Here is a 23,637-nt window from a genome sequence, read left to right on the forward strand (position 1 = left end):
CACCGGGAACGGTGCCGCCCTTTTCATGTGTCGTGTTTCAGGCGCGTGGCCAGATCAGCCGCAAGCTGCGCCACATTGCGATCCTCAAGGATCGACAGGTGATCACCGGGGATGTCGATCAGCTTGACCTCGCCGGTCGCAACCTGCGACCAGCCCAGCATGGTGCGCCGGGCCTCGGCACTGTCCCAGAAACTTTCTGCGGCGCGATAGACGATGATCGGGGCACCATAGGGCTGTGCCTGATACAGATCGACCGCCCGCACATTGGCAAGAACCAGATTGGCCCCGGTCACCTCGCCCGGCGGGGCAGAGGCCAGATCACGTTCGATCTGCCGGTTCTCGCGCTTGTAGCGCAATACGCGGGAGATATGGCCGATACCGTGACGCCGGATTTCGCCCAGATGGGCCGCGATCTTGTCTAGGCCATGGCGTGACGGGCGCCCGCCCGGACCCATGGCATCCAATACCGCAAGGAAGCGCACCTCGCGCCCGGCGCGCTGCAACAACTGCCCCAGTTCAAAAGCGAAATAGGCGGCCATGGATACGGCGATCAGTGCCACTGGCCCCTCTGGGAAGGCGCGCTGGATATCATCGAAATAGCGCCGCGCCATGCGTTCGACGCTGATTTCATCCAGATTCTTCGGCGGGCCCGATGTCAGTCCGTAAACCGGATAATCCGGACCAAGCCGGGCCGAAAGCGGCCGGAACAGGGCCTCTTTCTCGCCCAGAACATGGATGGCAAAGAGCGGGATCTGCGCCCCTTCGGGCTGGATCGGCACCACAAAGCGCGGTTCGTCGCCATCGGCTTCAAGAAAGCGCGCAAGGCTGCGCGGCGTCGGATGACGATAGAGGTCGGTGGTGACCACCGTGCGACCAAACCGTGCCTCGATCACCGAAGCAAGGCGCAGCGCCATCAGCGAATTGGCACCGTGATCGCGAATGTCGTCATCGGCGCGCAGATGCGGGGCATCCAGCACCCGCGCCATGCAGGACAGCAACGCGAAGGTCAGGCTGTCCATCGGCCCGTCCTCATCCGTGCCGGGGCCGCCGGGGGCCGCTGGGCGGGGCAGGCGGGCAGTATCGACCTTGCCATTGGGGCGCAGGGGAAAGGCCTCGACCGGCAGGATGATCGGCAGGGTCGCGCCTGACATATAGCGCGCGACATGTTCCACCAGCGCGGCCAATGCGGGACTATCGGGGCTGAGATCGGGGCCGCAGACCCAGGCGACCAGACGCGCGGCATCGGTATCGGGGGCGTCGATCCCGACGCGGGCATCGCGCAGGCCGGGAAACTGCATCAAGGCGCGTTCGACATCGCCCAGATCGATGCGATGGCCGCGCAGCTTGACCTGCCGGTCGCGCCGGCCAAGAAAGCGCAGATGACCCTCGGCATCCCAGGACGCGCGGTCGCCGGTATTGTAAAGCCGGGCCGGCGGCGCGCGGAACGGATCGACGATAAAGCTGCGGGCGGTAATATCAGGGTGATTGAGATAGCCCGCCGTTACCGCAGGGCCACCGATGAACAGATTGCCATCCGCGCCCATCGGCGCAAGGCTGCCGTCAAAGGCCAGAATATGGGCGCGGGCATGGGCCATCGGGCGGCCGATCGGCACTTCCGTCAGGTCGGCAAGCGGCGCGCCCGCCAGATCAGGGGCGTGCAAGGTGCAGGTGATTGTCGTCTCGGTCGGTCCATAGCCGTTCATCCAGGCAGTGCCAGGGGCCAGGATCTGCCAACGCGCAAGGGCTGCGGCGGAAATGCGTTCGCTGCCGGTGATGACAAGGCGCACCGAAGGTGGCAGGGGCAGGGCGCGGGCGTCCATCTCTTCCACCAGCAGGTGCCAGAAGCTGGCGGGCAGGTTCAGGACCGTGACGCCCTGCCGCGCCACCACATCAAGGAAGGCCTGAACCGAGGCGGTTTCTGCATCATCGCGCAGGATCAGCGTGGCCCCGGCCAGCAGCGTCGGCACGATCTCTTCCAGCGCCACGTCAAAGCCGGGGGCCGCGAAATGCAGCACCTTGTCGGTGGGTGTCAGGCCGAAGGCCGCAATCGCCGCCGAGGCATGGGCCGACAGCGCGCCGGTCGTGCCCATCACGCCTTTGGGGCGCCCGGTGGAGCCAGAGGTGTGGATGATATAGGCCAGCCGGTCGGCCTGCGGGGCCGCGCGGCGCGGCGGTGCTTCGCTGGTGGCCGTATTCGGCACCAGCAGCGGCACGCCAAGGCCCGCAATCCCGTCGCGGCCGATCACCGCAATCGCCCCGGCCTCGGTCGCGCGCAGACAGCGTTCCACCTCGGGCAAGGCGGGGTCCAGTGGCAGGAAGGCCGCGCCGGTTTTCAGAACCGCCAGCAGCGCCACGACGAAATCGGGCCCGCGCGGCAGGTTCAGCGCCACCACGCTGCCGGGGCGCGCGCCCTGTTCCTGCAAACGATGCCCCAGATTATTGGCCCGCAGATAAAGTGTCTGGTAATCCAGCGCGGTGCCGGTCGCCTCGGATTGCAGCGCGATGGCAGTCGGGGCCGCCTCGACCGCCGCCTCGAACCGGGTGGCGATACAGGGTGGCGCATCGGGAAGAATCTGCGCAGGTTCGCCCAGAAGCATCAGCCCCGCCCGTTCGGCCGGATCCAGCATGTCCAGCTGTGACAGAGGTGTTTCGGGATCGGCCGCGCCGATACTGTCCAGAAGGCGCAGGAAATGCCCGGCGATCCGGTTCAGCTGCGCCTCTGGCAAGGCGGCGGAGTCATATTCAAACAGGATCTCCAGCCGGTCGCGGCCATAGATCGCCAGTGTCAGGGGCATATCGCCCTCTTCCAGCAGGCTGGCCTCGCGCGTGGTCCAGGCGGGATCGGCCTGTTGCAGCAATGTCGGCAGATTGGCGGGCGAATAGACCAGCACCGAATCGAAGATCCGTGCGCCTGCACCCAGATCGGCCCATTTGCGGATGTCGCGCAATGTGGTGCCATGATGGGGGCGCAGGGCCTGCGTCTCGCTGCGGGCCTCGGCGATCAGGTCGCGCAGATTGCTGGCCTGTGCCGGATGCAGGCGCTGCGGCAGCGTGGCAATCAGCGCGCCAACCGTGCGGCTGTGATCGGGAAACAGCGACCGCCCGGCCAGGGTCAGGCCGAAGGTCGCGTCGCCCCGCCCGGTCCAGCGTGCAAGGACCAGGCTCCAGGCGGCCTGCAACGCCGCAAAAAGGCCTGCGCCGCAGCGATTGGCCTGCTGATGCAGCAAATGTGTCCGTGCCGCATTCAGTTCAAGCCGCAAGACCGACATGCGCCCGGTGGCGGCGACCGGAATGGAGAGAAGATTGCCACTTTCGAAATCCGCAAATCGTTCGGCAAAGAAGGCCTGCGCGGCGGATATGTCGGATTGTGCGAGGGCTGCGTGAAAGGCGCGCAGCCCGGCGTCCTGCCGGGGCGGCAGATCGCGTCCCTGCAGCAGCCAGACCAGTTCCTCCATCAGCACGGCCATGGCGGGCAGATCAAGCAGGGCGTGATGCGCGGTAAACAGCAGCCACAGGCCTGGCCCCCCTGTGGCATAGCTGACCCGCCAGCCGCCCCGCGCCAGATCGATGCCGCGCGCGCGATCCGCGCCCAGAAGGTCCGACCGCTCGGCTTCGGATTGCGGATGGGAGCAGATAGTGGTCTCGGGCGCGAAATCCGGCATAATCCGCCAGATCGCCGTCCCATCACCCGTCACTTCGGCAACAAGGCGCAGGGCCGTATATCGCTGCGCAATCGTTTGGAATGCGCCCGTGATTTGCGCATCATCGGCCATGATATCTGGCAGATGCAGCACGATCTGTTCCAGATTGGCCCAGGGTGCCCCGCCAGAGCGCGCCGCCATGATCATCGCTTGTTGAAAGGCGGTGGGGGTCAGAAAGGGGCTGTCACCCGTGGTGCATGGCGGCGCGGAATCTGCGGCCCCGCCGTCTGTCACCGGACCGGCGACCGTTGTCGCAGGCCGGTTTTTGTTAACGAAAACAGTCACCCGTCACATATTCCGTTCCAGAAGGACGCAGCTGCGCCGGTCATGGTGTTGCGCCCACTCAATCATAGGGCAATGTGTCGAGGATATGGCCCGGAAGGGGCGATCGCACGACCTGCGGCAAATGGCCGGAGTTACTGATAAAGGTCACAAATCTGCGCTTTCCGCTATTCGGCGGCAAGCGCGCCGCCACCGCAGGCGAAGCCCCGGGCAATCTCTGCGATCACCCCTGTCATCAATCTGCGGAAGGCGTCGAAATCAGGGCGTTTTTCAATGCGGGCTTCGTCCATATATAGGCTGCGGTCAATCTCGATCTGGATGGCGTGCTGCCTGCGCGACGGGCGACCATAGGTCTGGGTGATATAGGCACCGGCAAAGGGGGCGTTGCGGCTGACACGCAGGCCGGCGCTTTGGAAGGCGGCTTCGATCCGGCCGGTGATGTCGCGCCCGGCTGCGGCCCCGAAGCGATCACCCAGCACCACCTCCGGTTGGGGACTGCCGGGGCGGCCATGCATCTCGATCGCCTCATGTGGCATCGAATGGCAATCGATCAGCACGGCGCTGCCAAAATGGCGATGCGTCTCGTCCATCAGGGCGCGCAACGCGGCGTGATAGGGGTGCCAGAAACGCGTCAGCCGCTCATCCGCCTCGGAGCGGGCGATCTTGCCACGATAGATCGGACGGCCCTGCGCGACCACGCGGGGAATCACCCCCAAGCCGGATGAGATGCGCGGATTATGTGGTGGCCGCGAGACGCCCTCGATCAAGGCCGGGTCCAATTCATCCGGGGCGCGGTTCAGATCCAGCCAGGCGCGCGGGGCATGTGCCAGCAGCAGCGGCGCGCCATGATCGGGGGCGGCTGCAAACAGGTCGTCCACAAAGGCATCCTCGGAAGACCGGATCAGCCGCGAATCGAGCTCGCTGCGCGCAAGGAAGGTTTTGGAATAGGCGCGACCGCTATGGGGCGATGAAAAGATCAACGGTTCCGTCTGCTGGACGGGACGGATCAGGTCATAGACTTCTGTTGCGGTGCGGAATGACATGACACAGATATAGCGCGGAATTTTTCTGCACCGAAAGCCTCTTGATCCCCCCGGCGACTCTCTTTATAGACCCCTCCACCGACGCGGGGTTGCCGCGCCTGCCAGTGTTTGGCAAAGGCGCAGCGGCGGCACCGAAACGGGGCGTGGGCGGTTAGCTCAGCGGTAGAGCACTACGTTGACATCGTAGTGGCCACTGGTTCGATCCCAGTACCGCCCACCATTTTCACCGCTTTCGCAAGAAGGCACAAGTTTCAAGGCGCATGCGCGCCGCGATTGGGAGAGATGGCCATGAAGGTCAAGAACTCGCTGCGCTCGCTGAAGACGCGTCACCGCGACTGTCAGGTTGTGCGCCGTAAAGGCCGGGTCTATGTGATCAACAAGACCCAGAAGCGCTACAAGGCCCGTCAGGGCTGAGGCTTTGCCGCAGATTGCAGAAAGGCCGTGCCAGCATTGCTTGGCGCGGCCTTTTTCTTTGTCTTGATCCATCCTGCCCCATCATGGGCAGGGAATCATCTTCGGACAGCCGGCATATTTGCCGATATGGCGTAGAAATGTCTGCTTTGATACCGGGTGGCAGGACGCGGATTGCCGGGGCCGAGATGGCTCCGCGTTGCCAGCTTCCGTCCGATCATGCCGTCTTTCATTCGGTCTGCCTGCATTGACAGTGCTGCCCTGCCCAAGTGAAATCGTTGATGCCAGCATGTGACGTGGCGGTATCACGTCGCGACAAGCCAGGGAGAACATGATGCGCCTGTTCCATTCACCGACCTCGCCCTATGTGCGCAAGGTCATGGTGGCGCTGATCGAGACCGGGCTGTTGCCGCGGGTCGATCTGGTGCCGGTGTCGGGCACGCCGGTCGCACCGGATGCCACGATCATCGCGCAGAACCCCCTGGGCAAGATCCCCGCGCTGGAGCTGGACAGTGGCGAGGTGATCTATGACAGCCGCGTCATCTGTCGTTGGATCGATATGCAGGCGGGTGCCGGGCTTTATGGCGCGGGCGATGTGGAATGGTCGGTGCTGACTCTGGAGGCCACGGCGGATGGGATCCTCGATGCGGCCCTTCTGATGGTTTACGAATGGCGTGTGCGCCCCGAGGACCGGCGGCATTCCCCATGGGTCGAGGGGCAATGGGGCAAGATTGCCCGGGCGCTGGACATGCTGGAAACGCGCTGGATGGGCCTGCTGAACGGGCCGCTCAACATGGGGCAGATCGCGGTGGGGGCAGCGCTCAGCTATCTGGATTTCCGCCATGGCGACCGCAGCTGGCGTGCCGATCACCCCCATCTTGCCGCCTGGGAGGCAGAGTTTTCAGGCTGCCCGGCGATGCTTGCAACGCGCCCGCCGGTGGCGTGAATCAGGGATAAAACGACAGAAAAACAGTCGGGAAATAGGTATCTGAAATACCGGATTTTATCGTGCTGCATGGGCTGTTAGCGCCGTCATAGGAAGGGTGGGGCGCGCCTTCAAGGTCACACAGGGACAAAACCGTGGCTTCCTGACACCTGCGCGGCTTTGACCGCTGGACGTAACAACACCGCTTGGCTAAAACCCGCCCATCAAGGTGTCGGGAAACCGCCGCCCAGATTTTGCATGGGTCGCAATGAGGCGGCCCTTGAGAGGGAGAAGATCCGTGTCCCACGCAGAAGATCACGCAGGCACCCGCAGGGATTTCCTGTATTATGCGACGGCCGGGGCCGGCGCGGTTGCCGCCGGCGCCGCTGTCTGGCCGCTTGTGAACCAGATGAATGCCTCCGCCGACGTGCGCGCCCTTGCCGCGATCTATGTCGACGTCTCCGCTGTTGCCGTGGGCTCGCAACTCACCGTCAAATGGCGCGGCAAGCCGGTATTCATCCGCCGCCGCACCCCGGAAGAGATCGAAGCCGGTCGTGCCGTTCAGCTTTCTGACCTGATCGACACCCATGCGGAAAATGCCAACAAGCCCGGGGCCGATGCCAAGGACGAGAATCGCACCCTTGATGAAGCCGGCGAATGGCTGGTGATGCTCGGGGTTTGCACCCATCTCGGCTGCGTGCCGCTCGGCAATGGCGCGGGCGAGTTCGGCGGCTGGTTCTGCCCTTGCCACGGGTCGCATTACGATACCGCAGGCCGCATCCGCAAAGGACCCGCGCCGCGCAATCTCGATGTTCCGCAGGCGCAGTTCACTGACGCAACCACCATCCTGCTGGGCTGAGGAGAGACAGACATGGCCGGTATTCCGCACGACCACTACGAGCCCAAGACGGGCATCGAGAAGTGGTTGCACGTACGCCTTCCCATCGTCGGGCTTGTCGTAGATTTCGTGACCTTCCCCACCCCCAAGAACCTCAACTGGATGTGGATCTGGGGCATCGTTCTGACCTTCTGCCTTGCGCTGCAGATCGTGACCGGCATCGTGCTGGTGATGCACTACACCCCGCATGTCGATCTGGCCTTTGCCTCGGTCGAACATATCATGCGGGACGTGAATGGCGGTTGGGCCATTCGCTATCTGCACGCCAACGGCGCCTCGCTGTTCTTCGTGGCCGTCTACCTGCACATCTTCCGTGGTCTGTACTACGGGTCCTACAAGGCCCCGCGCGAAGTGACCTGGATCATCGGGATGATCATCTATCTGGTGATGATGGGCACCGCCTTCATGGGCTATGTTCTGCCCTGGGGCCAGATGTCCTTCTGGGGCGCGACCGTGATCACCGGCCTGTTCGGGGCCATTCCCGGCATCGGGCCGTCAATCCAGGACTGGCTGCTGGGCGGGCCTGCCGTCGACAATGCGACGCTGAACCGCTTCTTCTCGCTGCACTACCTGCTGCCCTTCGTGATTGCCGGTCTGGTTGCCGTTCACTTCTGGGCCTTCCACACCACTGGCAACAACAACCCGACCGGGGTTGAAGTGCGCCGCACCTCGAAAGAGGAAGCCGCGAAAGACACCGTGCCGTTCTGGCCCTATTATGTGATCAAGGACCTGCTGGCACTGGCCGTCATCATGGTGGTGTTCTTCGCCATCGTCGGCTTCATGCCGAACTACCTTGGCCACCCGGACAACTATATCGAGGCGAACCCGCTGGCGACGCCTGCGCATATCGTTCCGGAATGGTATTTCCTGCCCTTCTACGCCATCCTGCGCGCCTTCACGGCCGATGTCTGGGCGGTGCAGTTCGTGCAGTTCATCACCTTCGGCATCGTCGACGCCAAGTTCTTCGGCGTGCTGGCGATGTTCGGCGCGATCGCGATCATGGCGCTGGTGCCGTGGCTGGATACCTCGCGCGTGCGTTCGGGCCGTTTCCGCCCGATGTTCAAATGGTGGTTCGCGCTGCTCTGCGTCGATTTCGTGGTGCTGATGTGGGTGGGCGCGATGCCGACCGATCCGCCCTATGACTGGATCTCGCTGGTGGCTGCAACGTATTGGTTCGCCTATTTCCTCATCATCCTGCCGCTGCTGGGCATCATCGAGAAGCCCCTGCCGCAACCGGCGACGATCGAAGAGGACTTCAAGGCCCATTACCCGGCAGCCGAGTGAGAAAGGAACGGACGAAGATGCTTCGCAATATCGCAATCAGCGCCGTCTCGGCCCTTTGCCTGATGACGGGTGCCGCTTCGGCGGCTGGCGGCGAAAGCCATATCCCGGATGTGGATTTCGCCTATGAAGGCCCCTTCGGGACCTTCGACAAGAACCAGCTCCAGCGTGGGCTGCAGGTTTACACCGAGGTCTGCTCGTCCTGCCATGGCATGAAATTCGTGCCGATCCGGACGCTGGCCGACGAGGGCGGGCCAGAACTGCCCGCCGATCAGGTGCGCGCCTATGCAGCGGGCCTCGACTCGGTCGTGCTGCCCAATGGTGATGAGCGCCCGCGCGAATGGACCGACAAGTTCCCGACCCGTTCGGGCGAAGGCATGGGGCCCGACCTCAGCCTGATGGCCAAGGCGCGTGCGGGCTTTCATGGCCCCTACGGCACCGGCATCAGCCAGTTGGTGAACGGCATCGGTGGCCCGGAATATATCCACGCCATCCTGACCGGCTATACCGGCGAGGAAAAGGTCGAGGCTGGCACCACCTTCTACGAGAACCACGCCTTCCCGGGCGGCTGGATCGCCATGCCCCCGCCGCTTGCGGCGGATCAGGTCACCTTCATCGACGGCCACCCGGCCACGGTGGATGCGATGGCGCTGGACGTGTCGGAATTCCTGATGTGGACCGCCGAGCCAAAGCTGATGGCCCGCAAGAAGATGGGCTTCGTGGCCGTGATGTTCCTGATCGGTCTGTCGACCCTGCTCTATCTGACCAACAAGAAATTGTGGTCGGGTATCAAGGGCAAGAAGGCCGCCTGATCGGCGCCTGACCTGAACAAGTCAAAAACCCCGCAAGCCTTGCTTGCGGGGTTTTTGTTTGGTGTGGAGCGAGAGGTGCCGGAGCACCCGGGTGCCGCAAGGGCTTTTCCACGGAATGGTCAGGATGCGGGCGAAGGCGACAGGTTTCTGGATCAAGGCCTACCCAGCGGGCGCGCAGAGCTGTGGCTGTTCAGATGCGCCGATCAGGGGCTGCCCCGCGTCGCAGAAGGGCAGTCGCCCAACAACTGGCCGCGCGGAACGCCCCAGGGGGCGATGCAGGTCACTCCAGCGCGCGGGCCTCGGAGACCAGCATGATCGGGATGCCGTCGCGCACCGGGAAGGCCAGATTGGCCGCCTTGGAGATCAGCTCCTGCCGTTCTGCATCCCAGGTCAACTGGGCCTGCGTCACCGGGCAGACCAGCGCCTCCAGCATACGGCGGTCGGTTTGGGTCGTGTCGCTCATTGCAGCGGATCTCCTTCGGTGCCGCCGCGCAGGGCGATCTCCATCAATGTATTCAAGGTCTCGCGGCGGGTCTGCAAAGACGGAGCTTCCAGCAGCGCCTGTTTGTCGGCAGGCTCGAACGGGCAGAGCATCGACAATGTGGTAATCAGCAAATCCGGTTCGGCTTCCTGCAGGCTGTCCCAATCGGTCGACAGGCCCTGTGCCGCGAAATAGCGCGCCAGAAGATCGAGGAACGCCGCACGATCAAAATCCGGATCGGTTTCCGGCCCGGCCATGTCTCGGGCAAAGTCGGACCAGTCCGCGACATGGCGCGGATAGGGCGTAAAGCCCTGCACCTCGTCACGGATGCGGAACCGCGCGATGCCCGTCAGGGTAACCATATAGCGCCCGTCATCGGTTTCGGAAAAGCTGGTCAGCCGCCCGGCACAGCCGATGCTGTGCAGGCGGGTGCCGCCGGGCGTCTCATGCGGTTGCACCATGCCGATCAGCCGGTGATCGGTCTTCATGCAATCGGTCAGCATCGCCAGATAGCGCGGCTCGAAGATATGCAAGGGCAGGCGGCCACGCGGCAAAAGCAGCGCGCCGGGCAGCACAAAAACCGGAATCACCTCGGGCAGATCGATGGCGCGGGACATGGACCGCCTCCTTGGCCGTCAGGCGTAGATCATCGAAGACAGCTTGCGCCGCCCCTTCAGCACGATCGGGTCCTGCGGCTTCAGCGCATCGAAGATGGTAAAGAGCTGGGTGCGGGCCGCGCCCTCATTCCATTCCCGGTCGATGCGGAACAGATCCAGCAGCGTATCTACCGCCTCTTCGACCTTGCCGGCGGCGTTCAACGCCACGGCCAGATCAAAGCGCGCTTGCAGATTGGTAGGGTCGGCGGCAACAGCGGCGCGCAGATCGGCCTCGGGCCCGGCATTGGCGGCCTGTTTCGCCAGTTCGATCTGGGCGCGGGCGGTCTCCACCTCTTGCGCCTGGGCGATCTTGGCGGGCACGCTTGCCAGCAGGGTTTCGGCCTGTTCGGCATTGCCGGCGGCCAGATGCGCGCGCACAAGGCCACCGAAGGCCGCAGCATTCTCGGGCTCTTCGCCAAGGATCGCACCAAAGATTTCGGCGGCGGCATCGGCCTCGCCAGCGGCCAGCGATTCCTCGGCCATGGTCAGGGCCTCGCCCAGACCGCCGTCACCGGCAACAGCCGCCACGCGATCAATGAACTTCTGGATCTCCGACCCCGGCAGCGCGCCCTGAAAGCCGTCGACCGGCTGGCCCTGCCAGAAGGCATAGACCGTGGGGATCGACTGGATGCGCAGCTGAGATGCGATCATCTGGTTCTCATCCACATTGATCTTCACCATGCGGACGCGGCCCTTCGCCGCCGTCACCGCCGCCTCCAGCGCGGGGCCAAGCTGCTTGCAGGGGCCACACCAGGGTGCCCAGAAATCGACGATGACCGGAACCTCACGGCTCATCTCGATGACATCGGCCATGAAGGTGGCCTCAGACGTGTCCTTGATCAGATCGGCCTGCGGGGCGGGGGTATCGGTCAGTCCGAACATGCGGTCCTCATGCGGGATAACGGGTTTGCCTTTATATGGGCGCTTGCATCGCAAAGGCCAAGAGGCTTTGCAGCCCGGCTGCCAAGCCGCTAGGCTGGTGGCAACCCATGCAAGAGGTGGCCATGCCCGTGATCCTGACCTTCGGCGACAGCAATACCCATGGCTCGCCGCCGATGACCGACCGCATGACCTATGAGCGTTATGACGCCGCAACCCGCTGGCCGCAGGTCATGGCCCGCGCGCTTGGCTGGGACCTGGTCGAAGAGGGGCTGCCCGGGCGCACCGCGCAATTCCCCGATCCTTGCATGGATGGCATGATGGACGGGGCGCCTGCGCTGCGGCAGGCGCTGCAAAGCCATGGGCCGCTGGATGCGCTGACCATCATGCTGGGCACCAATGACGTGAAGACCCGCTTTGGCGCCAGCCCCGAGACGGTGATGGGCGGTGTGGCCTGCCTGCTGGATCTGGCCACCGGCATCGAGCTGCAAACCCGGCATGGCGGCTTCAAGATCCTGCTGATCTGCCCGCCGCCGGTGGTGGAAACTGGCATTCTTGCGCCGGATTTCTGGGGCGCTGCGGCCAAGTCGCAGGCTTTGGCACCGCTTTACGCGGATCTTGCCGCCTCGCGCGGGGTGGGGTTCCTTGATGCGGGGCAGGTGATTTCGGTCAGCCCGGTGGACGGCGTGCATTTCAGCGCCGAAAGCCATGCCCGTCTGGGGCAGGCCGTCGCCGAATCCGTGCGCCGCCTGTAATGCAGAAAAGGGCCGGGGATGACCCCGGCCCTTTTCTATATCCGGCCGCAATGGCCCGGCCTCAGTTCACCAACGTGGCCTCGGTCGCCGCGCGCAACTCGGCTTCGGTCACGCCATCTGCCAGTTCGACCAGCTTCAGCCCGCCTTCGACCACATCCAGCACCCCCATATTGGTGATGATGCGATTCACCACGGAACGCCCGGTCAGCGGCAGGGTGCAGGCTTTCAGCACCTTCGATTCGCCCGCCTTGTTGGTGTGATCCATCACCACCACCACGCGGCCGACACCCGCGACCAGATCCATCGCGCCGCCCATGCCCTTGACCAGCTTGCCGGGGATCATCCAGTTCGCCAGATCGCCGGATTCGGACACCTCCATCGCGCCCAGAATCGCCATCGCGATCTTGCCGCCGCGGATCATCGCGAAGGATTGGGCAGAATCGAAATAGGCGGTCTGCGGCAGTTCGGTGATGGTCTGCTTGCCGGCATTGATGAGATCCGGGTCTTCCTCGCCCTCATAGGGGAAGGGGCCCATGCCCAGCATACCGTTTTCCGATTGCAGCGTGACGTTCACGCCTTCGGGGATGTAGTTCACCACCAGCGTCGGAATGCCGATGCCGAGGTTCACATACCAGCCGTCCTGCAATTCCTGCGCGGCGCGGGCGGCCATCTGGTTTCTGTCCCAACCCATAATCAAGCCTCCCGTTTGCGCGTGGTGCGCTGTTCGATGCGCTTCTCGTGCTCGCCTTGGATGATGCGATGCACATAGATGCCCGGCAGGTGGATGTGATCGGGATCAAGGCTGCCCAGCGGCACGATCTCTTCGACCTCGACCACGCAGACCTTGCCGCAGGTCGCGGCGGGCGGATTGAAGTTCCGCGCGGTCTTGCGGAAGACAAGGTTGCCCGACGGATCAGCCTTCCACGCCTTCACGATCGACAGATCCATGACAAGGCCGGTTTCCAGCACATATTCACGGCCGTTGAAGATCTTGGTTTCCTTGCCATCGGCAATGACGGTGCCCACGCCGGTTGCGGTGTAAAAGCCGGGGATCCCTGCGCCGCCTGCGCGCATCCGCTCGGCCAGCGTGCCCTGCGGGTTGAATTCCAGTTCGAGTTCGCCCGAAAGATACTGGCGCATGAACTCGGCATTCTCGCCCACATAGGACGAGATCATCTTCTTGATCTGCTTGGTGTCGAGCAGTTTGCCCAGACCGAAGCCGTCAACGCCGCAATTGTTGGAGGCAATGGTCAGGTTCTTGACCTTGCTTGCCACCAGCGCGTCGATCAGCAATTCGGGAATGCCGCAAAGTCCGAACCCCCCCGCCGCGATGGTCATGCCGTCGAACAGCAGACCATCAAGCGCCTCTCCCGCGCTGTTGTAGACTTTCGTAAATCCCATCTATTCCGCTCTCCGGTGAAGAAAAGCCCCAAGCAGACAGATGCTTCCCAGCTGGGCTGTCCGTGGATGGCTGCCGCTGATCCTGCGGGATTGCAGGATTGGCATCCATCCGTAAGAATACGTAGTCGGCTACGTATTTCTGGGGGGAGGCGGGACATGGCCATGGTGGCGGGGCCACGCGCGACGCCCGATATTGAACGGCTGGGCTTTCGCCACGCGCCCGATGCGACGCTGGTTCTGGCTGATCGTGTGATCCTGCAGGCCAGCCTGATGGTGGAGACGGTGTTTGGCTGGCCCCCGCGCGAGTTGGAGGGGCAGTCGATCCGGCTGCTTTACCCCGGTGAGACGGATTATGAGGTGATCGGGGCGCGCGCCCGCAAGGCGATGCAGGATCGCGCGGTTTATACCGATGAACGCTTCATGCGACGCAAGGACGGGCAGGTGGTCTGGATGGAAGGGCGGGGCCGCGCGCTGGACCCAGATGATCCGCAAAGGCTGGCGATCTGGACCTATCGCCCGTTGGAGGCGCAGCGCGGGGCGGCAAGCCTGTTGACCGCGGCGGAGAAGCGCGTGGCGCGCTATCTCGTGAACGGCTTTACCAGCAAGGAAATCGCGCTGGCGCTGGATTGTTCGCCCCGCACGGTGGAAGTGCATCGGGCAAACATGATCCGCAAGATGCAGGTGCGCAACAGTTTCGAGCTGGTCAGCCGCTTGCTGGTGGCAGGCGATCCGGCCTGACCCAAGGGCGGGACATCCGGGCATGAAAAAAGGGGGCCGGTGGCCCCCTTCTGGTTTGGTCCGGCTGTGCCGTCAATGCGCTTCGCCGGGGCCGAATTCCTTCTCCACTGCGCGGCGATGCAGGGTGTAGGAGGCATCGCTGCGCGAGATCAGCGTGTAGAACATCGGCACCACGAACAGGGTGAAGATGGTGCCGATCAGCAGGCCGGTGAAGATCACCAGACCCATGGCCTGACGCGCCGCTGCGCCCGCGCCTTCGGCGATGATCAGCGGCACCACCGCCAGCGCCATGGCGGCGGTGGTCATCAGGATCGGACGCAAACGGGTTTTTGCGGCGGCCACGATGGCCGCACGACGCGACAGCCCGTGCTCCTCACGCTGCTGATTGGCGAATTCCACCATCAGAATCCCGTGCTTTGTAATCAGACCGATCAGCGTGATCAGACCAACCTGCGTGTAGATGTTCAGCGTGCTGGCCCCCATGTAAAGCGGCAGCATGGCCCCGAACACCGACAGCGGCACCGACATCATGATGATGAAGGGATCGCGGAAGCTTTCGAACTGCGCCGCCAGCACCAGATAGATGACGATCAGCGCCGCACCAAAGGCCAGCAGGATGGTGTTGCCTTCGGTCTTTTCCAGTCGCGACTGGCCGGAATAATCCAGGAAGAAGCCATCGGGCATCACCTCGGCTGCGATCCGCTCCATCTCGGCCAGGGCGACCCCGGTCGAGACGCCCGGCATCGGCATGGCCGACAGCGTGGCAGAGTTCAACTGATTGAACTGCTCGATCGCGGCGGCGGTCACGCCAGGCTCCATCGTCACCACCGAAGACAGCGGCACCATGGCCCCTGACGAGGCGCGCACGAAGAAATCGCCCAGCCGTTCAGGGTTGTCGCGCCAGTCGCGTGGCACCTGCGTGATGATGTCATAGCTGTTCGAATCGCGGTCGAACTGCGCGATGGCACCGCCACCGACCAGAAGGCCCAGCGTATTGCCGATCTCGCTGACCGGCACGCCCAGATTGGCCGCGCGGTCGCGATCGATCACCACACGGACCTGCGGCGCGTCAAAGGACAGGCTGTTCTGCACCACGATGAACATGCCACTTTGCATGGCTTTCAGCCGCACTTCCTCGGCAATTTCCACCACGCGGTCGGGCGCATGGATCGACTGGATCACCATGGAAATTGGCAGGCCGCCCCCGGCACCTGGCAGCGATGGCGGTGCAAAGACATAGCCTTGCAGCCCCGGCGCGGTATCCAGCGCGCCCTGAATCTGCGCCTGCAATTCGGCCTGACTGCGGTCGCGTTCGGACCAGTCCTTCAGCGCCCAGATATAGAAGCCGGTATTGTCCGCCCCGCCCATGCCTGCCACCGAGAACGAGGTCTGCACCTCGGGGATGTCAGAGGTGCGCTTGCCGATTTCGGCGGTGAAGGCATCGGTATATTCCAGCGTCGCATAGCGCGGCCCGTTCAGGATGGCGAACAGCGCGCCCTGATCTTCCTCCGGGGCCAGTTCCGACGAGGTGTTCAGGAACATGAATCCCGTGGCACCCAGCAGCGACACCACCATCAAAAGCGTGACGGGCCGGTAATCCAGCGACGAGGACACCCGCCGCTCATACCAATTGGCGACACCGTTCAGCACCTTATCGACGATCTTCTGGAACCGCCCGGGTGTGCCATGGGTCAAAAGCCGGGCCGACATGGCCGGGGTGATGGTCAAGGCGACAAGGCCGGAAATCACCACAGACCCTGCCAGCGTCAGCGCAAATTCGGTGAACAGCGACCCGGTCAATCCGCCGGTAAAGGCCAGCGGCGCCAGCACCGCGGCCAGCGTGATGGTCATGGCGATGACCGGCCCGGTGATTTCCTTCATGCCGAGGATGGCGGCACGGGCAGGTGATAGCCCGTCATCGATATGGCGGTGGATGTTTTCCACCACCACGATGGCGTCATCGACCACAAGCCCGATGGCCAGCACCATGGCCAGCAGCGTCAGCAGGTTGATCGAGTAACCAAGCGCCAGCATGATGGCACAGACCCCGATCAGCGATAGCGGGATGGTGACGATGGGCATCAGCACCGACCGGAACGAGCCAAGGAACAGCAGGATCACCACGACCACGATGGCCACGGCCTCGGCGATGGTCTTGAACACCTCGCTGATCGAGGCGGCGATGGTTTCGGTCGAATCGTAGACCATCTTGATGGTCATGCCCTGCGGCAGCGTGTCGTTCAGCCGTGGCAGTTCCGCCAGCACATTGCCGGCCACATCCAGCTGGTTCTCGCCCGGGGCGGGAATAATGCCGATGAAGGTGCCGGGCTCGCCCGCGAAGGTCACGATGGCCTCACGCGCGCCGGAGGCAAGCTCCACCTCCGCCACGTCGCGCAGCCGCACCACGCCGTTCTTGCCCTGCACCAGCGGCAGCGCACCGAAGGCTTCGGCGGTCTGGATGGTGGATTCAAGCGTCAGCGAATAGATGAAATATTCGTTCTCGGTCTTGCCCGGCGCCGACAGGAAGTTCGACGACCGGACCGCTGCCAGAACCTCGGAGGCGGTGACCCCGCGCGCCGAAAGCTGCAACGGATCCAGCCAGATCCGCATCGCATATTCCGACGCGCCCATGATCTCCATCTGGGCGACGCCGTCGATATTGGTGACACGCGGGCGCACCACGCGTTCCAGATATTCGGTCAGCTGTTCGGGTGTCATATTGGGGTTCTGAACCGCCAGATACATCAGCGCGAAGGTCTGGCCGGTGCCCTTGACGATCACCGGATCATCCGATTCCGACGGCAGCTGACCGCGCACCTGCTGCACCTTCGACATCACCTCGGTCAGCGCGATATCGGGGTCGGCCCCCAGCTTCATTTGCACCGTCACCGTCGAGGATGAAGGGCGCGAGGCCGTGGTCACATAATCGATATTCTCGGTGGTGGAGACCGCCGAGGCGATGGGGGCGGTGATGAAGCCTTGAATGAGATCGGGCGCGGCACCCGCATAAACGGTGGAAACGGTGATCACCGTCTCCTCCACCTCGGGGTATTGGCGCACCGGCAGATTGACCACGGCCGCAAGGCCAAGGAACAGGATCAGCGCCGCCAGCACCGATGACAGGACCGGGCGTCGGATGAAGATTTCGGAGAAATGCATGACCCAACCCGCCCTTATTCGCCCGCCGCCGCGTTCAGCGGCACCGAGTTGTCGATCTGCACCCGCGCGCCAGAGGTCAGGCGGTTCTGGCCCGAGGTCACGATCTCGTCGCCGGCAGCGATCCCCTTGACCACCTCGATCCGCGCGCCGGAGCGGCGGCCAAGTGTCACGAAGACCTGTTCGGCCTTCAATTCATCGGCGGCCTCGCCCTCACCCTTGCGGATGACATAGATCGAATCGCCATAAAGCGAGGAGGCGACAGCGGTTTGCGGCACCGCAATCACGCCTTCCTCGCTGGGCAGCGCGATGCGCACCCGCAGGAATTGCCCAGGATAGAGCTTGCCGGAGGTATTCTCTACCTCGGCGCGCACGGTGACCAGACGCGAATTCGGATCGACCTTGGGCTCGATGGCGATGATCTGGCCTTTGGCGCTGAGATCGCCGACCTCGGAGGTGACGCTGACCGCGCCGCCCAGTTTCATATCGGCGATGCGCTGTTCCGGCACCGCGAAATCGACGCGCATCTGATCCAGATCCTGCAGGGTCGCATAGACCGTGCCGGGCGAGACATATTGCCCAACCTCGATCTGCGGGATGCCGATCACGCCCGCGAAGGGCGCGGTCAGTTGTTTTTGATCCAGCGCGGTCTGCATCTGTGCCACCTGTGCGCGGGCGCTTTCGGCCTGCGCATCGGCGCTTTCCACGGTGGTCGCGGCCCCCACGCCACGATCCGACAGGGTTTTCGCGCGCTTGGCTTCGGCCAGCGCGACATTCAGCGAGGCCGAAGCCGCCGCCAGTGCCGCGCGTTCGCTGTCATCATCGATCTGCACCAGATGCTGCTTCTGGGTGATGGTGTCATTGCCTTTGAACAGGATCTCGCGGACCACGCCGCCGGATTCGATCGCCAGATCGACGCCGCGCGCGGACAGGGCGGTGCCGACGGCCTCAATGCCCGGCTCCCATGTGACCGCCTCGACGGTTTCGGCGTTCACCGCCACCGGCGGGGGCACCATGCCTGACAGGAACTGGGCGATCATTCCATCGCGGAAGTATTTGAACCAGACGATCCCACCCACAACAAGGCCAAGTAGAACGATCGCTATGGCGAGCCGCTTGAACATCCGGTTACTCCTGCAATTGCCATGTGGCACCGGATCGCGCAATCCGGCCTTCAGGTGCTTGTAAGCCCCGGACAGCTGTCCAAGTCAATTCACTCTTGCATCCCCGCAGGCAAGATTGCGGTCAGATATGGCCAAATCAGCCCAAGTTTAGGCGATTGGTGCGGCAATCGGTTGGTCTGGCCGGGCTTTGCCGTGATGTGACTGCGCGCAAAGGGGGGGCGGAGTGATCATGTGGGCTGTGATATGGGGGCGGGCTTGCGGCCCCTCTTGCGGAAAGGTAGTCGCTTAGGTAATAGTTATGATATAACATATCAGTTTGTGAGGCCCTGATGTCCGCCAGCCCGCACCGCGATGCCCGTCCGCGAAAAGATCCCCGCCTGCCCGTCACCGTTCTTTCGGGGTTTCTGGGGGCCGGAAAAACCACGTTGCTGAATCACATCCTGAACAATCGCGACGGCCGCCGTGTGGCGGTCATCGTCAATGATATGTCCGAGGTGAACATCGACGCTGATCTGGTGCGCGGTGGCGCGGAGCTGTCACGATCTGAGGAAAAGCTGGTAGAGATGACCAATGGCTGCATCTGCTGCACCCTGCGCGACGATCTGCTGGCCGAGGTGCGCCGTCTGGCCGAGGCGGGGCGCTTTGACTATCTGTTGATCGAATCCACCGGCATCGCCGAGCCGCTGCCGGTGGCGGCCACCTTCGATTTCCGCGATGCCGATGGGGCAAGCCTGTCGGATGTGGCGCGCCTTGATACGATGGTGACGGTGGTCGACGCTGTGAACCTGACAGCCGATTTCTCCAGCCATGATTTTCTGTCGGAACGCGGTGAAAGTCTGGGCGCGGATGATCCCCGCACGCTGGTCGATCTGCTGACCGACCAGATGGAATTTGCCGATGTCATCATCTTGAACAAGGTGACCGAGGCCGGGCCTTTGCTGCTGGATCAGGCGCGCAAGATCGTGCGGGCACTGAACCCCGATGCCCTGCTGATCGAGACCGATTTCAGCCGCGTTGGTGCGGATGCGATCTTTGACACCGGGCGTTTCGATTTTGACCGCGCCCATATGCACCCGATGTGGGCGAAGGAGCTTTACGGTTTTGCCGATCACCTGCCGGAAACCGAGGAATACGGCATTACCTCTTTCGTGTATCGCGCGCGCAAGCCGTTCGATCCGCGCCGCATCCATGCGGTGCTGAACGGCGATCTGCCCGGCGTCATCCGCGCCAAGGGGCATTTCTGGATCGCGACGCGGCCCGACTGGGCGGTGGAGTTTTCGCTGGCGGGGGCGATATCGACCGTGACTCCGATGGGCGGATGGTGGGCTTCGGTCCCGCATGAGCGTTGGCCCGGCCATCCCGATGCGCTGGCCGAGGTGATGGCGCAGTGGCAGGATCCATGGGGCGACCGGCGGCAGGAGCTGGCCTTTATCGGTTCCGGGATGGATGAAGCGGCGATCCGGGCCGCATTGGATGCGGCGTTGGTGGCAGATCAGGGCTTTACGCCCGCGCGCTGGTTGGATCTGCCCGACCCCTTCCCGCAATGGGGCGGGCGCAAGGTCGCTTGATCCGATGCGCCGCAACCTTGCCACAAGGCTGAAATGCCGTATCCGCGCCCGGCCCATGGATCGGTATGACCGGCTGCCCCTCACCTTGCGGCACTGGCTGGCGCAGGCGGCCCTGCCATGGAGCCCGCATTCCGCCCATAGGCTTTGGTTGCGGCTGCAACGCGAGGAAGCGGGTGATGTGCAGGCCATGCTGCGCCGGATGCAATTGACCGAACAGCGGATGCTGGCCCGGGATGTGCCAAAGATCTGGGGCGCGGGGCATCCGGCCGCGGATCAGGGCTGAGGCCGGATCAGACCTCGGCCTGCGGGGCGACAGGCGCATCCCAGTCGGGTGCAAGGCGAAAGCCGATACGGCGTGCGGGCTCTTCCGGCCCGCTATGGGGCACCGCACGCAGCACCACGTTCAACTGTGTCACATGTTGCACCAGCTGCATCTTCTGGCCGGCCTCGTCACGGCCATAAAAGGTCACCAGATCGGGGTCGAAATAGCCCAGCCCTTCGATCCTGAGCACGCCCGCTTCGCCACCGGCAAAGCCCATCGCGACCTCTTGCCTGGCATCCAGCTGCTGTTCGAAATTGCGGATGTAAAGGATCAGCCGCTCATAGGCCCATTGGGCTTCGCTTTTATCCTCAACGGGTTGGCGGGCGACGGCTGCGGGCAAGGGCTGCTGTTCCGGCGTGGCCGGGGCATTCGGGTCGCAATGGACAACGCCCGCGCAGGGCAGGGCGGATGCCTCCATCACCTCGGCGGATGTCCTGATTTCCTGCCCCGCCCTGATGTCTTCACCGCTCATGCCCGCTCCCATAGCCAGATCCCTTCAGGGGTCAGGAAGCGCCGGGCCAGCCCGCGATGCAAGAGGTAATTCAGATGCGCCACCGCCTCGACCAAGGCAAGGCCATATTCCGCCTCGCCGATCTGACGCTTGAACAGCACCGGGAAACAGGCGGTCGCGCTGCTGGGCGTAGCCAGGTGATCGAGCAGCCGGTTGATGGCGGAACGGTGGTTTTCCTCCATCTGGCGCAGGCGGATCGGCAAGCCGGAAAAGGGCAGCTTGTGGCCGGGCAGAACCAGATGCCGGGCTTCGGCATGGGCGGCAAGCCGGGTGCAGCTTTCGATCCAGTCGCCCAAGGGATCGGCCAGCGGCTCGGTCGGGTAGACCCCGACATTGGGCGAGATCGAGGGCAGCAACTGATCGCCGCCGATCACCAGATCATCGTCCTCGCTCCAGAAGGTCGCATGTTCGGGGGCATGGCCATCGCCCATGCGGATGGTCCAGCGCCGCCCGCCCATGGTGATCGTGCCGCCCTCGATGAGCCGGGTGAAGCCCGGCGGCAGCGGGTGGACCATATCGGAAAAGTTGAAGGGGCGTTCGCCCGCGCGTTTGGACAGCAACGCGGGATCCATCCCTGCGCCGCGCCAGAAAGCCAGTTGTTCCGGCCCCGGCAGCGGCTGATTGTCCAGAACCAGCATCCGCGCGTAAAGCCAGCCGGTGCGCGGCATGGCAAGCTCGGCCCCCTGCGCCTGAAACCAGCCAGCCAACCCGACATGATCGGGGTGGTGATGGGTGACCACCACGCGCCGCACCGGTCGCCCGGTCAGCGGGCCAGCCAGCAGCGCCTGCCATTCGGCGCGGGAGCGGCGGCTGTCAAAGCCGGTATCGATGATGGTCCATCCATCACCATCATCCAGCGCATAGGTATTCACATGATCCAGCGCCATCGGCAGCGGCAAGCGCATCCACAACACGCCGGGCGCGACCTCGATGGCCGCGCCGGGTTCGGGCGGGGTGGCATGGGGGGTGCGGATCGCGGCGGTCACGAGGCGAGGCGCTCCGGCGTCAGGGCGTAGATCCCGGCGGCACCTTCGCGCATCTGTGCGATCAGCGCCAGATGCTCGGGCAGCAGGCGCTTGATCGCGACAGCCGCCAGCGGCAGGCGGGTCAGGTCAGCCAGCGCCGCCTTAAGATGGTAATGTCCGCCCAGGACCCGGGCAAAAGCGCGCAGATAGGCGGTGGCACCCGCATTGCGGTCATCCGCCTCTTGTCCGACCAGCCAGTCGGTCGCATCACGCAACGCCTCGGCTGCATTCCAGACCGCACTTGCCAGGTCGGGCTGGGCTGCGCGCGCCTCGCCGGCGTGATCCTCGATCTCTTGCAGCAGGCGCTGGGCGGCGGCCCCGCCATCCATCATCTTGCGCCCGACCAGATCCATCGCCTGAATGCCGTTGGTGCCCTCATAGATCGACGTCACCCGCACATCGCGGGCGAATTGCGCGGCCCCGGTTTCCTCGATGAAGCCCATGCCGCCATGGACCTGAAGGCCAAGCTGCGCCACCTCATTGCCGATATCGGTGCCGAAGGCCTTGGCGATGGGTGTCAGAAGCGCCGCCCGCGCCGCCCAATCCGCCGACCCTGTGGCGCGCGCCATATCCAGCGCCACAGCGCAGGCAAGACCAATGGCGCGGGCGCTGAAGGTCTCGGTCTTCATCACCGCCAACATCCGGCGCACATCGGCATGGTCGATGATCGCGCCCGCCCCGAGCGGCGTCTTGCCCTGCTTGCGTTCCTGCGCATAGTCCAGCGCCTTTTGAAAGGCGGCCTCGGCCACTGCCACGCCCTGCATCCCGACCCCAAGGCGGGCATTGTTCATCATGGTGAACATCGCAGCCATGCCCTTGTGTTCCTCGCCGATCAGCCAGCCGGTGGCACCCGCATAATCCATCAGCGCCGTGGGTGAGCCATGCAGGCCCAGTTTATGTTCCAGACTGACCACGCCCAGACTATTGCGCGGTCCCGGATTTCCCGCCGCGTCAGGGATGAATTTCGGCACCATGAACAGGCTGATGCCGCGGGTGCCCGGCGCACCATCGGGCAGGCGGGCCAGCACCAGATGGCAGATATTCTGCGCGAAATCGTTATCGCCCCAGGTGATGAAGATCTTTTGGCCGGTGATGGCATAGGTGCCGTCGCCGTTGCGCTCGGCCCGGGTGCGCAGCGCCCCCACATCGGACCCTGCGCCGCTTTCCGTCAGGTTCATGGTGCCGCACCATTCGCCCGAGATCAGCTTGGGGATATAGAGCGCCTTGATCGCATCGCTGGCGTGATGCTCCAGCGCCTCGATCTGGCCTTGGGTCATCAGGGGGTTCAGTTGCAGCGCCAGACAGGCCGACCCGACCATCTCATTGACCGCTGTCGCGATGGAGAAGGGCAGACCCATGCCGCCATGTTCGGGATCCGCCGCCATGCCGATCCAGCCACCCGTCGCGATCGCGCGAAAGCCATCGGCGAAACCGGGCGAGGTGCGCACCACGCCATTTTCCAGCCGTGCCGGATGCAGATCGCCATTGCGGTTCAGGGGCGCGAGAATATCCGTGCACATCTTGCCCGCCTCGGACAGAATCGCCTCCACCGTCTCGCCGGTGGCCTCGGCGAACAGTTCGGTCGCGGCGACCTGGTCCAGCCCGACCACATGGTCAAAGGTGAAAAGATATTCGGATACGGGCGCGCGATAGGGCATCTGGTCTCCT

General features: G+C 64.0%; 21 protein-coding genes and 1 tRNA gene. 10 read left to right on the forward strand and 12 right to left on the reverse strand.

All coding sequences use genetic code 11. From position 1 onward, the window contains the following. Nucleotides 1-23: 23 nt before the first annotated feature. Nucleotides 24-3,986 carry a non-ribosomal peptide synthetase gene (locus GBJ34_RS09780; protein ID WP_151719075.1) on the reverse strand — a complete coding sequence of 1,321 codons (3,963 nt, stop codon included), beginning with the start codon at nt 3,984-3,986 and terminating at the stop codon, nt 24-26. Nucleotides 3,987-4,150: 164 nt separating this feature from the next. Beyond that, complete coding sequence (locus tag GBJ34_RS09785) at nt 4,151-5,026, reverse strand: N-formylglutamate amidohydrolase (protein WP_151719076.1); 876 nt, start codon at nt 5,024-5,026, stop codon at nt 4,151-4,153. A gap of 145 nt (nt 5,027-5,171) precedes the next feature. Between GBJ34_RS09785 and GBJ34_RS09790 the strand changes: the two genes are divergently transcribed. From GBJ34_RS09790 to GBJ34_RS09815, 6 genes are all read left to right on the forward strand, one after another. After that, a tRNA-Val gene (locus GBJ34_RS09790) sits at nt 5,172-5,246 on the forward strand. A gap of 68 nt (nt 5,247-5,314) precedes the next feature. Then, a complete protein-coding gene (gene ykgO / locus GBJ34_RS09795; RefSeq protein WP_054302743.1) occupies nt 5,315-5,440 on the forward strand; it encodes a type B 50S ribosomal protein L36 in 126 nt (41 codons plus the stop codon). A gap of 331 nt (nt 5,441-5,771) precedes the next feature. Then, nucleotides 5,772-6,383 carry a glutathione S-transferase gene (locus GBJ34_RS09800; RefSeq protein WP_151719077.1) on the forward strand — a complete coding sequence of 204 codons (612 nt, stop codon included), beginning with the start codon at nt 5,772-5,774 and terminating at the stop codon, nt 6,381-6,383. A gap of 277 nt (nt 6,384-6,660) precedes the next feature. Next, nucleotides 6,661-7,221: a ubiquinol-cytochrome c reductase iron-sulfur subunit gene (gene petA, locus GBJ34_RS09805; RefSeq protein ID WP_151719078.1), complete on the forward strand. Its 561-nt coding sequence runs from the start codon at nt 6,661-6,663 to the stop codon at nt 7,219-7,221. Between the two features lie 12 nt (nt 7,222-7,233). Continuing rightward, a complete protein-coding gene (gene petB, locus GBJ34_RS09810; RefSeq protein WP_151719079.1) occupies nt 7,234-8,544 on the forward strand; it encodes a cytochrome b in 1,311 nt (436 codons plus the stop codon). A 17-nt stretch (nt 8,545-8,561) separates the two neighbouring features. Beyond that, the gene (locus GBJ34_RS09815; RefSeq protein WP_151719080.1) at nt 8,562-9,353 is read left to right on the forward strand and encodes a cytochrome c1; all 792 of its coding nucleotides are present in this window, start codon (nt 8,562-8,564) and stop codon (nt 9,351-9,353) included. A 280-nt stretch (nt 9,354-9,633) separates the two neighbouring features. On the opposite strand, the gene GBJ34_RS09820 is transcribed toward GBJ34_RS09815, so the two are convergent. From GBJ34_RS09820 to GBJ34_RS09830, 3 genes are read right to left on the reverse strand one after another with little or no spacing between them, the layout of a single operon-like run. Continuing rightward, nucleotides 9,634-9,816, reverse strand: a complete 183-nt coding sequence (locus GBJ34_RS09820; protein WP_151719081.1) for a Trm112 family protein — start codon at nt 9,814-9,816, stop codon at nt 9,634-9,636. Next, the gene (locus tag GBJ34_RS09825; RefSeq protein WP_151719082.1) at nt 9,813-10,451 is read right to left on the reverse strand and encodes an LON peptidase substrate-binding domain-containing protein; all 639 of its coding nucleotides are present in this window, start codon (nt 10,449-10,451) and stop codon (nt 9,813-9,815) included. The genes GBJ34_RS09820 and GBJ34_RS09825 overlap by 4 nt, the downstream gene beginning before the upstream one ends. Before the next feature lie 18 nt (nt 10,452-10,469). Further along, nucleotides 10,470-11,372, reverse strand: a complete 903-nt coding sequence (locus GBJ34_RS09830; RefSeq protein ID WP_151719083.1) for a thioredoxin family protein — start codon at nt 11,370-11,372, stop codon at nt 10,470-10,472. Between the two features lie 122 nt (nt 11,373-11,494). Here GBJ34_RS09830 and GBJ34_RS09835 point away from each other — a divergent pair, with 122 nt between their 5' ends. Then, complete coding sequence (locus GBJ34_RS09835) at nt 11,495-12,124, forward strand: SGNH/GDSL hydrolase family protein (protein ID WP_151719084.1); 630 nt, start codon at nt 11,495-11,497, stop codon at nt 12,122-12,124. 61 nt (nt 12,125-12,185) lie between these two features. Here the strand turns inward: GBJ34_RS09835 and GBJ34_RS09840 are convergent, their stop codons facing one another. Further along, complete coding sequence (locus GBJ34_RS09840; protein WP_151719085.1) at nt 12,186-12,815, reverse strand: CoA transferase subunit B; 630 nt, start codon at nt 12,813-12,815, stop codon at nt 12,186-12,188. A 2-nt stretch (nt 12,816-12,817) separates the two neighbouring features. Next, a complete protein-coding gene (locus GBJ34_RS09845) occupies nt 12,818-13,525 on the reverse strand; it encodes a CoA transferase subunit A (protein WP_151719086.1) in 708 nt (235 codons plus the stop codon). 156 nt (nt 13,526-13,681) lie between these two features. Here GBJ34_RS09845 and GBJ34_RS09850 point away from each other — a divergent pair, with 156 nt between their 5' ends. Beyond that, nucleotides 13,682-14,263: a LuxR C-terminal-related transcriptional regulator gene (locus tag GBJ34_RS09850; RefSeq protein ID WP_151719087.1), complete on the forward strand. Its 582-nt coding sequence runs from the start codon at nt 13,682-13,684 to the stop codon at nt 14,261-14,263. Between the two features lie 72 nt (nt 14,264-14,335). On the opposite strand, the gene GBJ34_RS09855 is transcribed toward GBJ34_RS09850, so the two are convergent. Next, entirely contained in the window at nt 14,336-17,422 is a 3,087-nt protein-coding gene (locus GBJ34_RS09855) for an efflux RND transporter permease subunit (protein WP_151719088.1), read from the reverse strand. 14 nt (nt 17,423-17,436) lie between these two features. Then, the gene (locus GBJ34_RS09860) at nt 17,437-18,543 is read right to left on the reverse strand and encodes an efflux RND transporter periplasmic adaptor subunit (protein WP_151719089.1); all 1,107 of its coding nucleotides are present in this window, start codon (nt 18,541-18,543) and stop codon (nt 17,437-17,439) included. 329 nt (nt 18,544-18,872) lie between these two features. Between GBJ34_RS09860 and GBJ34_RS09865 the strand changes: the two genes are divergently transcribed. Next, nucleotides 18,873-20,111, forward strand: coding sequence for a GTP-binding protein (locus GBJ34_RS09865; protein ID WP_151719090.1), 1,239 nt, complete (start codon nt 18,873-18,875; stop codon nt 20,109-20,111). Nucleotides 20,112-20,115: 4 nt separating this feature from the next. Next, nucleotides 20,116-20,394, forward strand: a complete 279-nt coding sequence (locus GBJ34_RS09870) for a DUF6525 family protein (RefSeq protein WP_151719091.1) — start codon at nt 20,116-20,118, stop codon at nt 20,392-20,394. A 7-nt stretch (nt 20,395-20,401) separates the two neighbouring features. On the opposite strand, the gene GBJ34_RS09875 is transcribed toward GBJ34_RS09870, so the two are convergent. Genes GBJ34_RS09875 through GBJ34_RS09885 form a run of 3 tightly spaced genes read right to left on the reverse strand, consistent with a single transcriptional unit; the run spans nt 20,402 to nt 23,627 of the window. Next, complete coding sequence (locus GBJ34_RS09875) at nt 20,402-20,905, reverse strand: DUF6173 family protein (RefSeq protein ID WP_151719092.1); 504 nt, start codon at nt 20,903-20,905, stop codon at nt 20,402-20,404. After that, nucleotides 20,902-21,930 carry an MBL fold metallo-hydrolase gene (locus tag GBJ34_RS09880; protein WP_151719093.1) on the reverse strand — a complete coding sequence of 343 codons (1,029 nt, stop codon included), beginning with the start codon at nt 21,928-21,930 and terminating at the stop codon, nt 20,902-20,904. The genes GBJ34_RS09875 and GBJ34_RS09880 overlap by 4 nt, the downstream gene beginning before the upstream one ends. Continuing rightward, entirely contained in the window at nt 21,927-23,627 is a 1,701-nt protein-coding gene (locus GBJ34_RS09885; RefSeq protein WP_151719094.1) for an acyl-CoA dehydrogenase, read from the reverse strand. The genes GBJ34_RS09880 and GBJ34_RS09885 overlap by 4 nt, the downstream gene beginning before the upstream one ends. Nucleotides 23,628-23,637: the final 10 nt, after the last annotated feature.

This window comes from Gemmobacter serpentinus, assembly GCF_008973825.1.
GTDB lineage: Bacteria > Pseudomonadota > Alphaproteobacteria > Rhodobacterales > Rhodobacteraceae > Gemmobacter > Gemmobacter serpentinus.

What these genes read in the sequence shown, in the direction of transcription:
- GBJ34_RS09845 (WP_151719086.1), bottom strand. Translation starts at nt 13,525, where the DNA reads ATGGGATTTACGAAAGTCTACAACAGCGCGGGAGAGGCGCTTGATGGT.
- GBJ34_RS09860 (WP_151719089.1), bottom strand. Translation starts at nt 18,543, where the DNA reads ATGTTCAAGCGGCTCGCCATAGCGATCGTTCTACTTGGCCTTGTTGTG.
- GBJ34_RS09840 (WP_151719085.1), bottom strand. Translation starts at nt 12,815, where the DNA reads ATGGGTTGGGACAGAAACCAGATGGCCGCCCGCGCCGCGCAGGAATTG.
- GBJ34_RS09870 (WP_151719091.1), top strand. Translation starts at nt 20,116, where the DNA reads ATGCGCCGCAACCTTGCCACAAGGCTGAAATGCCGTATCCGCGCCCGG.
- GBJ34_RS09815 (WP_151719080.1), top strand. Translation starts at nt 8,562, where the DNA reads ATGCTTCGCAATATCGCAATCAGCGCCGTCTCGGCCCTTTGCCTGATG.
- GBJ34_RS09830 (WP_151719083.1), bottom strand. Translation starts at nt 11,372, where the DNA reads ATGTTCGGACTGACCGATACCCCCGCCCCGCAGGCCGATCTGATCAAG.
- GBJ34_RS09785 (WP_151719076.1), bottom strand. Translation starts at nt 5,026, where the DNA reads ATGTCATTCCGCACCGCAACAGAAGTCTATGACCTGATCCGTCCCGTC.
- ykgO (WP_054302743.1), top strand. Translation starts at nt 5,315, where the DNA reads ATGAAGGTCAAGAACTCGCTGCGCTCGCTGAAGACGCGTCACCGCGAC.
- GBJ34_RS09820 (WP_151719081.1), bottom strand. Translation starts at nt 9,816, where the DNA reads ATGAGCGACACGACCCAAACCGACCGCCGTATGCTGGAGGCGCTGGTC.
- GBJ34_RS09835 (WP_151719084.1), top strand. Translation starts at nt 11,495, where the DNA reads ATGCCCGTGATCCTGACCTTCGGCGACAGCAATACCCATGGCTCGCCG.
- GBJ34_RS09850 (WP_151719087.1), top strand. Translation starts at nt 13,682, where the DNA reads ATGGCCATGGTGGCGGGGCCACGCGCGACGCCCGATATTGAACGGCTG.
- petB (WP_151719079.1), top strand. Translation starts at nt 7,234, where the DNA reads ATGGCCGGTATTCCGCACGACCACTACGAGCCCAAGACGGGCATCGAG.
- GBJ34_RS09825 (WP_151719082.1), bottom strand. Translation starts at nt 10,451, where the DNA reads ATGTCCCGCGCCATCGATCTGCCCGAGGTGATTCCGGTTTTTGTGCTG.
- GBJ34_RS09885 (WP_151719094.1), bottom strand. Translation starts at nt 23,627, where the DNA reads ATGCCCTATCGCGCGCCCGTATCCGAATATCTTTTCACCTTTGACCAT.
- GBJ34_RS09855 (WP_151719088.1), bottom strand. Translation starts at nt 17,422, where the DNA reads ATGCATTTCTCCGAAATCTTCATCCGACGCCCGGTCCTGTCATCGGTG.
- GBJ34_RS09865 (WP_151719090.1), top strand. Translation starts at nt 18,873, where the DNA reads ATGTCCGCCAGCCCGCACCGCGATGCCCGTCCGCGAAAAGATCCCCGC.
- GBJ34_RS09875 (WP_151719092.1), bottom strand. Translation starts at nt 20,905, where the DNA reads ATGAGCGGTGAAGACATCAGGGCGGGGCAGGAAATCAGGACATCCGCC.
- GBJ34_RS09800 (WP_151719077.1), top strand. Translation starts at nt 5,772, where the DNA reads ATGCGCCTGTTCCATTCACCGACCTCGCCCTATGTGCGCAAGGTCATG.